Origin of the sequence: Nocardia caishijiensis NBRC 108228 (genome assembly GCF_001612825.1) — a bacterium.
Classification (GTDB): Bacteria; Actinomycetota; Actinomycetes; order Mycobacteriales; family Mycobacteriaceae; genus Nocardia; species Nocardia caishijiensis.
Genome location: NZ_BDBE01000031.1, coordinates 68,243 through 81,345, shown reverse-complemented (window position 1 = coordinate 81,345; position 13,103 = coordinate 68,243). Strand labels below are relative to the sequence as shown.

The following is a 13,103-nucleotide window of genomic DNA, read 5'->3' as shown; positions in this document are numbered from 1 at the left end:
TCGCGGCGGGGACAGCACGCCGACGATCTATCCCGCCGACGAGCAACTCACCCGCACCCAGCCCTTGGGGTGCGCGAAACCCGATGAGCTGCGGCATGTTCCGTGCCGCACCGCACAACTCGGACCCGATCGGAAAGATCGTGAACGCGGCGATGAAGACGTTCTTGCGGTCCGCTGAGATGTCGTCGCGAGGCTCGGACGCCCACTACTGCCCGTCCGTCGATCCGAAGAACAGCTCACCCAATGTGGTGGCCCACCAGCTTTCGATCTGATCGGGTGTCCACCCGCGTTCGCCGCGCAACACATCGAAGGTATCGATCGAGCAGAGGGCCGCGGCGATGTCGAGGGCATGGGTCGCGGTCACGCCCGGTCGCCAGACGCTCTGCGGCCAGGACTCGTACACTTCACGGCGCACCTGGTCGCCGCGGTCGCGGCCCATGCGGTACGCGTCGGCCAGCGCGGCGTGCTGGCGCGATCCCTCGATCATGATGCGCAACACGTCACCAGCGGACTCGAAGAGGCGGCGGTCGAAACCGACCAACGCGCGTAATTGCGCACGCGGATCGTCTTTCCCGGCGATCAGTTCGGCCGTCGCACGCTCGACATCGGCGCCCTCGTCGGCGCTGTCGATCAGCGATGTCGCCAGGCCGGCCTTGCTGCCGTAGACGGCATAGATCGTGGCCTCGGAGACGCCCGCCGCCCCCGCGACCGCCCGCACGCTCGTTCCCGACCAGCCGTGCCGCACGAACAGTTCGCGCGCTGCTCGCGCGATGAGCATGCGGGTGAGTTCGGCCTGTCGGGCTCGCAGGCTCGACCGATAGCCGCGCCCCGGTCGTTCGGTGTCCACGGCCCTACTTTACAGCCCTATCAAGCGGGTCTATATTCACTGAGTACTTCTCTAGTGAATCGAGTAACTCATGAGTCAACGTGTCGTTCCGCTGGGCTTCGTCGTTGCCGCCGTCCTTTTCGGGGTGGGTGGTCAGCTGCATCCGATCGGTTCCGGCGGCAATATCGACGATCACCTGGTCTCGATGTTCACCAGTGACCTCTGGAACGCGTCCCACTTGTTGCAGATGGTCGGGCTGCTACTCGCCGCGTCGATGTACGTCCTCGCCCGGCGACAAGGCGTGTTCGGCCCGGCAGTCGCGACATGGCTCACCGTCGCGGCGGTCGGCACGGCGTTCGCCGGACTCGAACTGATCCCGCACGTGGCAGCGGCCTCCGAGGCCGACGCCCTGCGCGACCACGCCCACACCCCGATCCTCGACTTCCACATGACCATGCAGGTGCTCGCCTCACCGGCCCTGGGTCTCACCACCGCCGCCCTCGCGATCGCCGTAGCCCGTGAGGCGCGAACCACCGCCGCCTGGATCCTCGGCGCGATCGGACTGGTCTCCGGCGTCGCCAGTTCGTTCGCGGGTCCGCTGGTGGTCCTCACTCGCGACATCGACTACTCCATCCTGTTCCCGTTCCAGATGGGTGTGGCGATCTGGTTGTCGGGCACGGGAATACGTCTGGCTCGGACTGGTCGCGCCGGGGCGCCGAGTCCACGGAAAGTGGCGACTGTCCGCGCGTAGGACGTGGGCCGACGAGTTCTTCACCACGCCAGCCCCCAGTTGTGGTGGCACCGGTTTTCTTGTTTCGAAATGCGTTGTGCGGCAACATCAAACATGTGATGAACAGACGAATTTCCGCAGCTTTCGTAGTGGCCGCGTCGGCCACGATTGCCTTCGGGCCCCTCGCGCCTGCCGGTGCGGCGACGCCGTTCGTGGCACCGCAGGTCACCTTCGCCGGGACCGCGGCGGGCACCGTCACCGCGACCCTGCACAACCCCAACGACCGGGGCCAGTGCTGGGCCGAGGCCGGGATCGGGCCCGAGAACAATCACGCGTTCTTCGGCAACGGTTCGCCCGAGTCGCTGGCCGATGCCGGAGAAACGGTCACCACCTCGCTCGAGGGGCTCGAGCCCGGTTCCACGATCACCGCGCGCGGCGGGTGTGTCAACGGCGCCGAGTTCGTGTTCTCCGAACTGGTCACCGTGAACGTGCCCAGCTCGCTGCCCTCGACCGGCAGCTTCTAGCGACGCCTGCTTCCCGGGCCGTCGTTCAGCGGGTGCGGCGGCCCGGGAGCGGGACGCGATCGAGGTCGTGAGCGAGGACTGCACCGGGGAAGTCGGCCTGCTCGAGGAACGCTTGATCGTCGGCCGGGGTGTAGCGCTCCGAAAAATGGGTGAGCACCAGTGTTCTCACTCCACACGCGCGGGCCACCTCACCAGCCTGACGGGCGGTGAGATGCCCGCGTTCGTGCGCCTGCTCGACTTCCGAATCCAGAAACGTGGACTCGATGATGAGCATGTCGACATCGGCGGCCAGCGCGAAGACGTTGTCGCACAGGCGGGTATCCATCACGAAGGCGACCTTCTGGCCCGGCTTCGGCGCCGAACACTCCGCGAGCAAGGGGCCCGACAGTTCCCGTACGGCGGCGCCGGAGATGCCGTGTTCCCGCAATTTCTCGGGCAGGAACGTGCGGCCGTCCGGTTCGGCCAGGCGGTATCCATAGGTGGGAATGCTGTGCGACAACGGTAAGGCGGTGAGGCTGAACGCCTTGTCCCGCACTGTTTCTCCCGCGCCGCTCACGGGGTGTTCGACCAGATTGGCCGAGCCGTAATAGCTCGTCGCGAACTTCAGCCGTTCCCAGTACTCGATGCCCTCGGCCGGGAAGACGGCGTGCACGTCGTGCGGAACACCGTCGCGGCCCAGTCGCTGCACGATTCCCGGCACCCCGAGCGAATGGTCCCCATGAAAATGGGTCACACACAACCAGTGCACCTCGGTAGCCGAAGCCCCGGCATGCGCCATCTGCCGCTGCGTCCCCTCACCCGGGTCGAACAGTACCCCCCGACCGTCCCACCGCAACAGGTACCCGTTGTGATTGCGGCGACGAGTCGGCACCGCCCCCGCCGTCCCGAGGACGATCAACTCCCGCGTAGACATCACCCCATCCTTCTCGCTACCGTCCGCGCTGTCACATCGATGTGCCTGGACGAACGTCGGGAATATCTGCGGGCGTCGGAAGCTGACAGGTGGTGTGATCCGTTAGGTCTGCGGGCCCGGTACTCGAGGGAGGTCGAGATGGAGCTGTTCGATTACGACGCCGAGTTGCGATCGCACCAGGTGCATCTGCGAGCGGCCGCGCGGGTGGGGATGCGGGACCGGGTGCTCGATATCGGATGTGGTGCCGGGGGGACCACGCGGGAGGCGGCGCGGGACGCCGGTGAGGGCGAGGCGCTCGGGGTGGACGTGTCGGCGGTGATGGTCGAACGCGCTCGGTTGGTCAGCGCGCAGGAGAAGGTGGGCAATGTCGGGTTCGAGGTGGGGGACGCGCAGGCGCACCCGTTCGCCGCCGGGTTCTTCGATCTGTGTATCAGCAGGTTCGGGGTGATGTTCTTCGCCGATCCCGTCGCCGCGTTCCGCAATATCGGGCGGGCGTTGCGGCCGGGTGGGCGGCTGGTGATGATGGTGTGGCAAGGGGCGGAGCGCAACGAGTGGGTGACGGTGTTCCCTCGGAAGGTCGTCGCGTCGATGACCGAGGCGGGACCGGGACCGTTCTCGCTGGCCGACCCCGAGGTCACCGAATTCGTCCTGACCGCAGCGGGTTTCGCCGATATCGAGTTCGACGAAGTGCGCGAGTCGGTGTTTCTGGGTGCCGACAGCGCCGCCGCCTACCATAATCTGCTGTTGCTCAACGGATTCCGCGCTTCACTCGATCACCTCGAGCCCGCCGAAGGCGAGCGAGCCCGCACCCGATTGCGGGAGGTGCTCGCCGCGCACCAGACCGACGGTGGTGTGCTGTTCGACTCGCACGCGTGGATCGTCACCGCGAAACGTCCACGACCCTGAATCCTTTTCCGCGACCGGCGCCTCTTACAGGTGTCCACGCACCGTGCGGGGACGAAAGGGAGGTTGTTGTGATCGTCGGAACCGGAATCGTCGTCGGCCTGGTGTTGATGTGTACGTGCGTGTACGTCCTGCGGCGCAAACGGGCCGGGCGTGACTGACCCGCGCTGGCCCGCCGATGACCTGATCGCCGCCGCCCGCAACGGGGACGTGGATTCGATCGCCGCGCTGGTGTCGGGGTCCTACCCGAACATTCAGCGGTTCGCTCGTACGCTCTGTGCCACACCCGAAGACGCCGAGGACGCCGCCCAGGAAGCGCTCATCATCCTGTATCGCAAGATCGGGATGTTGCGGGCATCGGGTGCGCTGGCGTCGTGGATGTTCCGCATCGTGCGCAACGAGTGCCTGCGGCGGGCCAGGATCAGACCGCAGCACCAACCGGCGGAAACCGCCGTGACGGCCTCGGCCGAGGACGAAGTGCTGCGACGACTGGAAGCGGCACGGGTGGCGGCGGCCGTCGCCACCCTTCCCGACGACCAGCGGAGCGTCCTCATCATGCGCGATATCCAGGGCCTGCGCGGCCGCCTCGTCGCCGACGCGCTCGGCCTCAGCACACCCGCGATGAAGTCGCGCCTGCATCGTGCCCGCGCGTCGGTGCGGCAAGCACTGCGGGCGCCGGATCCGGAACATGGAGGGAAGAATGTCTGACAAAACCGATTTCGCCAGCGCGTCACTGCCGCGGCATCTGACGCGGGGGGCGGTGGGCTTCGGCGCGCTCGTCGGCTCGATCGCCCTGCTGCCCTTCGCCGGGGTGATCGCCCTGCTGCTCCTGCCCGTCGGGCTGATCGCCTTGCGCGGCTGTCCGATGTGCTGGGCGATCGGACTGGTGCAGACCGTGTCGATGGGGCGACTGCGCCGCTCCTGCGAAGACGGGTACTGCACGCTCACCACCGAGAAGGTGGCCGGATAGAGGGCCGCGCCGCGATCAGACGAGGATCTCGGCGAGTTGGTCGGTGATCCGCACGACCCAGTCCGGTTCGCCGTGCTGACGTCCCCAGAGCGCGGCTCGCACCGCTCGCAGCTGTGCCCAGCGGCGGGCCCGGTCACGATCGATGCGGGCTGCCTCGCAATACATGTCGAGGCCACGACGCAGGCCGCGCGCCGGGTCGGCACTGAACAGCAGGGGCGCGAAACGGTAGCTGCGGATGACGGTGATCGTGTCGTAGGCGCGGTCGCCGACGTAGCCCTTGGGGTCGATCGCGAGCCAGGGCTCTCGATCACCGCGCAGGACGTTGGAGTCGTGGAGGTCGCCGTGGACGAGCGTTTCGGGTTGGTCCGGGCCGAGCTCGCGCAGGGTGGCGAGGGCGGCATCGATCACGCGACCAGGGAGAGGGTCGCCCATTTGCGTTGCGGTGGTGGCTATTTCATCCGGCCACTCGGCGACCAAGCGGCTCAGGCGTGGTAGCTCCGGTGGGGCCTCGACGGCCAGACGTAGCGACAGTTCGCCCAGGGCGGTCACGGCGTCATCGAAGTCGGCTACCTCCGACAACGATCCGCCGGAACCGCGCTCCAGCAGCATCGCGTAGTCGGCGTCGTCGCGTGCGAACAGACGCACCGCGCCCGCCCCGTCCCAGGCGTCGAAGGCGGCCGCCTCGAAGTCGTTGCCGGGATGGGGGAACGACACCTTGATGACCGCCGGTGGATGGTCCGCGGCCAAGACGGGCATCACGACCCCGACGTTCCCGTGCATCAGCGGCCCGTCCGGTCGGCAGGACCAGCGCCGCAGCACATCATCGAGCAGCTGGGGGAGTGCGGCGATCCAAACCCGACCCGCCTCTCCTTCACGTCCGATCGTCTCGTGCGCGAAAGCCTCAGGGATCTCGATCATCTCGGCACCTCCACGGGTCCACCGTAAAGGAGCGGAACCGGTGTCGGCCGGTACGGTTGCGATGGGCACGTTAGCGCGGGCCCTCCTTGTTGATGTGTTGCCGTGGGGGTTGCGGATGGGTCATGCCGAGGACGTCCGGCCGAGAATCTCCCCGCCGGACGTCACCGCCGCCGAAGCGCGTCGCGCGATGCGAGCCGCGGGTGCGGCCGGTCTCGCGCTCGGCGCCGCGTTGCTGGCCTGTTCGCTGCGGGTTGTCGTGTCCGGCCTCGACTCGCCTTATCTGCTACTGATCTGCGTGGTGGGCGCGGTGCCCGGCGTGGCAGGACTCGGCCTGATCTTCGCCGCCCAGCAGTTGGTGCGTGGGAAGTCCATCGGCGTGGTCCGGACGGCTGTGATCCTGTTCGCCATCGGCGTCCTCGTGGCACTGGGCTGTGCGGCGGCGATCAGCCAGGGGCCGTGGATCGCGAGAATCGTCATGGGCGGCTTGGCATGCGGGACCGTCGCCACCGGCTTTCTCCTCTACGGTGCGCATCGCGCCTTGCGTCCCTCACACGAGTCGAGGAGCAGGAACCGAGCCGGTGGGTTCGGCGGTCTGTATGGCTAGTTGTACTGACCATGGACGTTGGTAACGGCGTGGCGAGCTGACATGGCGAAGACCTCCGAGTGAAGTGCGAGCTGTCTAGGAACGCATTCACGCCTCGGAGGTCTTCGTGTCACACCGTAATGCCCCTCTCTCGGAGTTGGGTCGGTTACGACTTGCTCGATGTGTCGTCGAGGACGGTTGGCCACTACGCCGAGCCGCCGAACGATTCCAGGTCTCGCCCACCACAGCGTCTCGGTGGGCGAGCCGATACCGCCTCCACGGCGCAACCGGCATGACCGATCGATCCTCACGCCCGCATCACAGTCCTGCCCGGACACCGACACGCACCGAACGTCGCATCATCAAAGTCCGGGTCCTGCGCAGGTGGGGCCCTGCCCGCATCGCCTACCTGCTGGGCATGAACCCCTCCACCGTGCATCGAGTCCTGACTCGCTACCGACTCGCGCGCCTACGCTGGCTCGACCGCGCCACCAGCATTGCGGTACGCCGCTACGAGCACGACACCCCCGGGCACCTGGTCCACATCGACGTCAAAAAGCTCGGCAAGATCCCCGATGGCGGCGGTTGGCGCAAACTCGGCCGCGCCACCGGCAACCGGAATTCACAGGCGCACAAGCCCACTCGGGACCGCAACGCTTATGGCAATCCGGTCCGCGGCTACCACTATCTCCACACCGCCCTCGATGATCACTCGCGTCTGGCTTACACCGAACTACTCGGCGACGAACGCAAAGACACCGCCGCCGAGTTCTGGAAACGGGCTCGAGCCTGGTTCGCCGAACACGGCATCACCGTCACGAAAGTGTTGACCGACAACGGTTCCTGCTATCGATCCCGAACCTTTGCCGAGGCCCTGGGACCGGTCATCCACAAACGAACACGGCCCTACAGGCCACAAACCAACGGCAAGGTCGAACGGTTCCACCACACGCTGGCCGACGAGTGGGCCTACGCCCGGCTCTATCGCAGCGACGGTGAACGATGCGCGGCCTTCACGCCCTGGCTCCACACCTACAATCACCACCGCGGCCACACCGCACTCGCAGGCCACCCACCAGCCAGCCGCGTTCCTAACCTCTCAGGTCAGTACAGCTAGTCCAGGCCGATATATCCCGGAATCACTCGTGCTTGGTAGATCGCTATCACGGCGTAGAGGGTCGCGAAGCCCAGGAGAACCGCAACCGCGTTGATCCGCACCCGACGCCGCGCGACCGAGTGGTCGGCGGGCCCGCGCCGGTGTTCGACGGTCAACGGCAAGAACACCACGAACGTCGCGACCACCACCGTCTGTGCGGCCGACCACGTGACCGTGGCGGGGTCGAACATCTGCCACAGGTAGTGCTCGGCGTACCACAACGGGACCCCGCCCGCCCAAGCCGCGGCCCGCAGGGAGAGGAACAACGTGACGGCGGCGGCCACGGCCCACAGCATCATCGTCACGAGCACCGTGAGCAGAGCGCACGCGATCCATGCCGACGCGACCCTGCTCGACGGCATCCGACGGCGAAGCAGCGCGGCGAACGGCAGGAGGACGCCGAAGACGACGGCGACGCTCACTGCCACCGGCGTGACCAGCAGAAAGGTGTAGAAGGATGCCGTCGCCGCACCGACCGGCGCCCCCAACGCGTTCCACCACCATCCCGATACCGCACCGACGATCAGAGCGCCGCCGACGGCGACGATTCCGAACGCACCCACCGCCGAAGCGATGGACCGCCTTACGGGCTCGCCCCGATCCGGCACGACATCTTCACGGACGGGCGCTGAATTACTCACCGGCACAATCTAATAGGAGCCAATGCTGGGTGGCCGTGGATGCCGGATCCCGATCGGTCGACAGTGTCGCGGCTCCGTGATGTGGTTGTGGGCGCAGAGGGGATCGAACCCCCGACCGCTGGTGTGTAAAACCAGTGCTCTACCGCTGAGCTATACGCCCCTGCATCGCCGGTGGGACCGGCGGTGTCGGGTTATGAATCTAGCGCGGTCAGCGCTTTCTCCCAAGCCGCCTGGTCACGGGCCTCTCCGGGGCCGTTCATCTCCGCGAAAGTGATGTATCCGGACTTGTCGATCACGAAGGTGCCGCGGTTCGGGTAGCCGGATTTCTCGTTGAAAACGTCGTAGGCCTGGGCGACGGCGCCGTGCGGCCAGAAGTCCGACAGCAGGGGGAACAGGTAGCCCTGTTCGGCCGCCCAGATCTTGTGGGTGGGTGGTGGGCCGACGGAGATCGCGAGGATCTCGGCGTCGTCGTTCTGGAATTTGGGCAGCTCGTCGCGCACCTTGCACAGCTCACCCTGGCAGATGCCGGTGAAGGCGAGCGGATAGAACACCAGCAGGACGTTCTTCTCGCCCCGGTAGTCCGACAGGGTGACGGGCTGGTTGTTCTGGTCCTTGAGCGTGAAATCCGGCGCGAGAGTGCCAACCTCTAGCGGCATAGGGGAATCCTGTCGTCGTGTCGGGTCTCAGCCGAGCGTTCTCGTCCGGCTGAGACCTTAGCGAACGGCGATTTCAGCGCTGTTTGGACGGTGCCTTCGGCTGGACCAGGCGCGAGCCCGTCCAGCTGCCGAGGCTGATGGTCGATGTCTGGGTCAGGCCGGCCGTGGGTGCGGCTTCGGCGATCTCGCTCGGATCGACATGGCCCGGTTGACCGGTTTTGGGGGTGAGGACCCAGATGAATCCTTCGTCGGCCAGCGGGCTGATGGCATCCATCAGCTCGTCGGCCAGATCGCCGTCACCTTCTCGCCACCACAGCAGGACGGCGTCGACGACCTCGTCGGAGTCTTCGTCGACCATCTCGCCGCCCGTGATCTCCTCGATCTCGGCGCGCAATGCGTCGTCGGTGTCCTCGTCCCAGCCCAATTCCTGAACAACCAAGCCGTGAGAAATGCCAAGCTTCTGAGCGTAGTTCTGCGCGTCCGCCGCGGCGACCACGGTGGTGTCCTCCCTAAACTGCCGACAGTAAGATACGTGCAAGCGAACATGGTTATCGGCCGCAGCGCAAGCCGATCGGATGAATCGGTACCGTACGCCGCGTGTCGGCGACGTGAATTCAGCGCCGTGGGCAGGCCTGTTGCACCTCGGTACGCGCCTGATTGATTTTGCGGCTCGCGTCGTTGAGACCGCCGACCGGCGAGCTGTAGGTCATCTTCCGGGTCTCGGCCGACAGCTCACGCGCGGCCACGACGTAGGCGGTGAACTTGTCGGCCAACTCGGTCGGCAGGGCGCCCGCGGTCCCCGCGACACCGGACTCGACCGCCGTGGCCGCGGCGTCGAGTGCGCCTGCCGCGGCCTCGCGTTTGGCGGCGTAGTCGGCAGCGTTCTCGTCGTGGGCCTTCACGAAGTCGTTGTAGGCGGTGACGCCCGCGCCGGTGGTGGTGGGGAACTGCCCGCAGTTGTCCTCGATGGCCTTGGTGCGGGCGGCCGCCGCGCGCGAGGACGCGGCTGCCGAGGACGACGCGGCCGCGGCGGTCTTGTAGGCCGCCACTTCGGCGGGATCGGTGGTCGGGGTACCCGTCACCTGCTGGGCGCACCCGGCCATCACCGAACCAGCGGTCACCGCGACCGATGCGCAGATCAGCCCGAGTCTGCGCGCGTGCGGCACCCTCATCGTCGAACCCGTTCCCTCTCACTTCACTGACCGGTAGGCCCATCGCGAATCTAGTGGATTTCCTGCTGAGATGATGACCCGGGCGACCCTTTCGGCAAGGATGGGGTTCGCCCGAACCTTTCGAGACGGGTGCTCCGCACACCAAGCGGGCAAGCCCGGGGACCGCGACGCCGACAAGCAGTTCAGCCCCCAGTACGAGGAGCAGATTTGACCGACCTGATCCACTCTGCAGCTTCTTCCGATTCGCCGAACGACCCCGCGGCGCCCGGTACGAAACCCACCGGGGAACGCGTGCGGGTGATCCGCGAAGGCGTGGCATCGTATCTACCCGATATCGACCCCGAGGAAACCAGCGAATGGCTGGAATCCTTCGACGAGATGCTCGACCGGGAAGGCCCGGGCCGCGCGCGCTACCTGATGTTGCGCCTGCTCGAGCGGGCCGGTGAGCGTCGCGTGTCGATTCCCGCGCTCACCTCCACCGATTACGTGAACACGATCCCCACCGAGAACGAACCGTGGTTTCCCGGCGACGAGGAAGTGGAGCGCCGCTACCGCGCCTGGATCCGGTGGAACGCCGCGATCATGGTGCATCGCGCGCAGCGTCCCGGAATCGGTGTGGGCGGGCACATCTCGACGTACGCCTCCTCGGCCGCGCTGTACGAGGTGGGCTTCAACCACTTCTTCCGTGGCAAGGACCATCCCGGCGGCGGCGACCACATCTACATCCAGGGCCACGCCTCGCCCGGCATCTACGCGCGCGCGTTCCTCGAGGGTCGACTGAGCACCGACCGGCTCGACGGGTTCCGGCAGGAATACAGCCACGGCGGCCTCGGCAAGGGCCTGCCGTCCTACCCGCATCCGCGCCTGATGACCGACTTCTGGGAGTTCCCGACGGTCTCGATGGGCCTGGGCCCGATGAACGCCATCTATCAGGCCAGGTTCAACCACTACCTGCACGATCGCGGCATCAAGGACACCTCCGATCAGCACGTCTGGGCGTTCCTCGGCGACGGCGAGATGGACGAGCCCGAGTCGCGCGGTCTGATCCAGGTGGCCGCCAACGAGGCGCTCGACAACCTGACCTTCGTCATCAACTGCAACCTGCAGCGCCTCGACGGACCGGTGCGCGGCAACGGCAAGATCATCCAGGAACTCGAGTCGTTCTTCCGAGGCGCGGGCTGGAACGTCATCAAGGTGGTCTGGGGCCGAGAATGGGACGCGCTGCTCGGCGCCGACCGCGACGGCGCCCTGGTGAACCTGATGAACACCACCCCCGACGGCGATTTCCAGACCTACAAGGCCAACGACGGCGCCTACGTGCGCGATCACTTCTTCGGCCGCGACCCGCGCACCAAGGCGCTGGTGCAGAACATGTCCGACAACGAGATCTGGAACCTCAAGCGCGGCGGCCACGACTACCGCAAGGTCTACGCGGCGTACGCGGCGGCGATGACGCACAAGGGCCAGCCGACGGTGATCCTGGCCAAGACCATCAAGGGCTACACCCTCGGCAAGCACTTCGAGGGCCGCAACGCCACCCACCAGATGAAGAAGCTGACGCTGCAGGACCTCAAGGACTTCCGCGATCTGCAGCGCATCCCGATCTCCGACGCCGAACTGGAGAAGGACCCGTACCTGCCCCCGTACTACCACCCCGGCCAGGACGCGCCGGAGATCCAGTACATGCAGGCCAGGCGCACGGCGCTCGGTGGGTACCTGCCCGAACGGCGCAGTGCGGCAAAGCCGTTGACGCTGCCGGGTGACGAGGCCTACCGCTCGGTGCGCAAGGGCTCGGGCAAGCAGAACGTGGCGACCACGATGGCGCTGGTGCGGTTGATGAAGGAACTGTTGCGCGACAAGGAGATCGGCAAGCGCATCGTGCCGATCATCCCGGACGAGGCACGCACCTTCGGCATGGACTCCTGGTTCCCGTCGCTGAAGATCTACAACCGCAACGGCCAGCTCTACACCTCCGTCGACGCCGAACTGATGCTCGCCTACAAGGAGAGCAACGTCGGCCAGATCCTGCACGAGGGGATCAACGAGGCCGGGTCGACGGCGTCGTTCACGGCGGCGGGCACCGCGTACGCCACGCACGGCGAGCCGATGATCCCGCTCTACATCTTCTATTCGATGTTCGGTTTCCAGCGCACGGGCGACGGTCTGTGGGCCGCGGCCGACCAGCTGGCACGGGGCTTCGTTCTGGGCGCGACGGCCGGGCGGACCACCCTCACCGGTGAGGGCCTGCAGCACAACGACGGGCATTCGCTGCTGCTCGCCTCGACCAACCCGGCCGTGGTCACCTACGATCCGGCGTTCTCGTTCGAGATCGCCCACATCGTGCGTGACGGTCTGCGCCGCATGTACGGCGGCGGTACCCCCGAACCAGGCACGCTGCCGGGCACCCATCCGAAGGAGAGCGGGACCTTCGGCGGGGAGAACATCTTCTACTACATCACCCTCTACAACGAGCCCTACCAACAGCCCGCCGAGCCCGACGACCTCGACGTGGCCGGGTTGCTCAAGGGTCTCTACCTGTACCGGCGCGGCGGTGAGGGTGAGGTGCGCGCACAGATCCTGGTCTCGGGCGTGACCGTGCCCGACGGACTGCGCGCCCAAGAACTGCTCGCCGAGGAGTGGGGTGTGGCGGCCGATGTGTGGTCGGTGACCTCGTTCGGCGAGTTGCGCAAAGAAGCCGTCGAGAAGGAGATCCACGCGCTCAAGCACCCGGATGCCGATCCCGGCGTCGCCTACGTCACCGAGGCGCTCGCGTCGGCCCGTGGGCCGGTCGTCGCGGCCACGGACTGGATGCGGGCGGTGCCCGACCAGATCCGGCAGTGGGTGCCCGGCGACTACATCACCCTCGGCACCGACGGGTTCGGTTTCTCCGACACCCGTCCGGCCGCCCGCCGGGTGTTCAATGTCGACGCGCAGTCGATCGTGGTAGCGGTGCTCGAAGGCCTGGTGAAGGACGGTACGTTCGACAAGTCCAAGGCCGTGGACGCGGCCGCGAAATACCGCATCGACGATGTGTCCGCCGCGCCGAAGCCGAGTGCGGACGCACCGGAGGAACTGGCGTAGCGGACTATTGGACTGTGGAGCGCAAACCGC

Annotated in this window: 15 protein-coding genes and 1 tRNA gene; 8 read left to right on the top strand and 8 right to left on the bottom strand. The window is 66.8% G+C overall.

The window, feature by feature from the left end:
- Positions 1-205 precede the first annotated feature (205 nt).
- Positions 206-847, bottom strand: a complete 642-nt coding sequence (locus tag NC7_RS16255; protein ID WP_067983935.1) for a TetR/AcrR family transcriptional regulator — start codon at positions 845-847, stop codon at positions 206-208.
- Between the two features lie 70 nt (positions 848-917).
- On the opposite strand from NC7_RS16255, the gene NC7_RS16250 reads away from it, so the two are divergent.
- Entirely contained in the window at positions 918-1,577 is a 660-nt protein-coding gene (locus tag NC7_RS16250) for a hypothetical protein (protein ID WP_067983933.1), read from the top strand.
- Between the two features lie 98 nt (positions 1,578-1,675).
- The gene (locus NC7_RS16245) at positions 1,676-2,080 is read left to right on the top strand and encodes a hypothetical protein (protein WP_157102035.1); all 405 of its coding nucleotides are present in this window, start codon (positions 1,676-1,678) and stop codon (positions 2,078-2,080) included.
- Positions 2,081-2,105: 25 nt separating this feature from the next.
- Here NC7_RS16245 and NC7_RS16240 read toward each other — a convergent pair whose 3' ends face one another.
- Complete coding sequence (locus tag NC7_RS16240; RefSeq protein WP_067984103.1) at positions 2,106-2,993, bottom strand: ribonuclease Z; 888 nt, start codon at positions 2,991-2,993, stop codon at positions 2,106-2,108.
- A gap of 138 nt (positions 2,994-3,131) precedes the next feature.
- On the opposite strand from NC7_RS16240, the gene NC7_RS16235 reads away from it, so the two are divergent.
- The 3 genes from NC7_RS16235 (at position 3,132) to NC7_RS16225 (ending at position 4,866) form a co-directional block, all read left to right on the top strand.
- Complete coding sequence (locus tag NC7_RS16235) at positions 3,132-3,899, top strand: class I SAM-dependent methyltransferase (RefSeq protein WP_067983929.1); 768 nt, start codon at positions 3,132-3,134, stop codon at positions 3,897-3,899.
- A gap of 150 nt (positions 3,900-4,049) precedes the next feature.
- Positions 4,050-4,604 carry an RNA polymerase sigma factor gene (locus tag NC7_RS16230; protein ID WP_067983926.1) on the top strand — a complete coding sequence of 185 codons (555 nt, stop codon included), beginning with the start codon at positions 4,050-4,052 and terminating at the stop codon, positions 4,602-4,604.
- Positions 4,597-4,866, top strand: coding sequence for a hypothetical protein (locus tag NC7_RS16225; protein ID WP_157102034.1), 270 nt, complete (start codon positions 4,597-4,599; stop codon positions 4,864-4,866). Before NC7_RS16230 ends, NC7_RS16225 begins: the two co-directional genes overlap by 8 nt.
- A 15-nt stretch (positions 4,867-4,881) precedes the next feature.
- Here the strand turns inward: NC7_RS16225 and NC7_RS16220 are convergent, their stop codons facing one another.
- Positions 4,882-5,784, bottom strand: coding sequence for an aminoglycoside phosphotransferase family protein (locus tag NC7_RS16220; RefSeq protein WP_067983923.1), 903 nt, complete (start codon positions 5,782-5,784; stop codon positions 4,882-4,884).
- 61 nt (positions 5,785-5,845) lie between these two features.
- Between NC7_RS16220 and NC7_RS16215 the strand changes: the two genes are divergently transcribed.
- Positions 5,846-6,388, top strand: a complete 543-nt coding sequence (locus NC7_RS16215; RefSeq protein WP_157102033.1) for a hypothetical protein — start codon at positions 5,846-5,848, stop codon at positions 6,386-6,388.
- A 106-nt stretch (positions 6,389-6,494) separates the two neighbouring features.
- Positions 6,495-7,484, top strand: a complete 990-nt coding sequence (locus tag NC7_RS16210; protein ID WP_067983918.1) for an IS481 family transposase — start codon at positions 6,495-6,497, stop codon at positions 7,482-7,484.
- Here NC7_RS16210 and NC7_RS16205 read toward each other — a convergent pair.
- The 5 genes from NC7_RS16205 to NC7_RS16185 all read right to left on the bottom strand — a co-directional run bounded on the left by NC7_RS16205 (position 7,481) and on the right by NC7_RS16185 (position 9,992).
- Positions 7,481-8,086, bottom strand: a complete 606-nt coding sequence (locus NC7_RS16205; protein ID WP_067983916.1) for a hypothetical protein — start codon at positions 8,084-8,086, stop codon at positions 7,481-7,483. The two genes, NC7_RS16210 and NC7_RS16205, sit on opposite strands and share 4 nt — an antisense overlap.
- Positions 8,087-8,252: 166 nt before the next feature.
- A tRNA-Val gene (locus NC7_RS16200) sits at positions 8,253-8,324 on the bottom strand.
- A gap of 31 nt (positions 8,325-8,355) precedes the next feature.
- On the bottom strand, positions 8,356-8,820 hold the full coding sequence (locus NC7_RS16195; protein ID WP_067983914.1) for a peroxiredoxin: 465 nt from the start codon (positions 8,818-8,820) through the stop codon (positions 8,356-8,358).
- 73 nt (positions 8,821-8,893) lie between these two features.
- Positions 8,894-9,316, bottom strand: coding sequence for a DUF3052 domain-containing protein (locus tag NC7_RS16190; RefSeq protein WP_067487242.1), 423 nt, complete (start codon positions 9,314-9,316; stop codon positions 8,894-8,896).
- A gap of 118 nt (positions 9,317-9,434) precedes the next feature.
- Positions 9,435-9,992: an Rv2240c family protein gene (locus NC7_RS16185; protein ID WP_067983912.1), complete on the bottom strand. Its 558-nt coding sequence runs from the start codon at positions 9,990-9,992 to the stop codon at positions 9,435-9,437.
- A 207-nt stretch (positions 9,993-10,199) separates the two neighbouring features.
- On the opposite strand from NC7_RS16185, the gene aceE reads away from it, so the two are divergent.
- Entirely contained in the window at positions 10,200-13,073 is a 2,874-nt protein-coding gene (gene aceE, locus NC7_RS16180; RefSeq protein WP_067983911.1) for a pyruvate dehydrogenase (acetyl-transferring), homodimeric type, read from the top strand.
- Positions 13,074-13,103: the final 30 nt, after the last annotated feature.

Coding starts and splice junctions, on each gene's coding strand:
- NC7_RS16195 (WP_067983914.1), bottom strand. CDS start 8,820: ATGCCGCTAGAGGTTGGCACTCTCGCGCCGGATTTCACGCTCAAGGAC.
- NC7_RS16240 (WP_067984103.1), bottom strand. CDS start 2,993: ATGTCTACGCGGGAGTTGATCGTCCTCGGGACGGCGGGGGCGGTGCCG.
- NC7_RS16215 (WP_157102033.1), top strand. CDS start 5,846: ATGGGCACGTTAGCGCGGGCCCTCCTTGTTGATGTGTTGCCGTGGGGG.
- NC7_RS16220 (WP_067983923.1), bottom strand. CDS start 5,784: ATGATCGAGATCCCTGAGGCTTTCGCGCACGAGACGATCGGACGTGAA.
- NC7_RS16225 (WP_157102034.1), top strand. CDS start 4,597: ATGTCTGACAAAACCGATTTCGCCAGCGCGTCACTGCCGCGGCATCTG.
- NC7_RS16250 (WP_067983933.1), top strand. CDS start 918: ATGAGTCAACGTGTCGTTCCGCTGGGCTTCGTCGTTGCCGCCGTCCTT.
- NC7_RS16185 (WP_067983912.1), bottom strand. CDS start 9,992: ATGAGGGTGCCGCACGCGCGCAGACTCGGGCTGATCTGCGCATCGGTC.
- NC7_RS16245 (WP_157102035.1), top strand. CDS start 1,676: ATGAACAGACGAATTTCCGCAGCTTTCGTAGTGGCCGCGTCGGCCACG.
- NC7_RS16235 (WP_067983929.1), top strand. CDS start 3,132: ATGGAGCTGTTCGATTACGACGCCGAGTTGCGATCGCACCAGGTGCAT.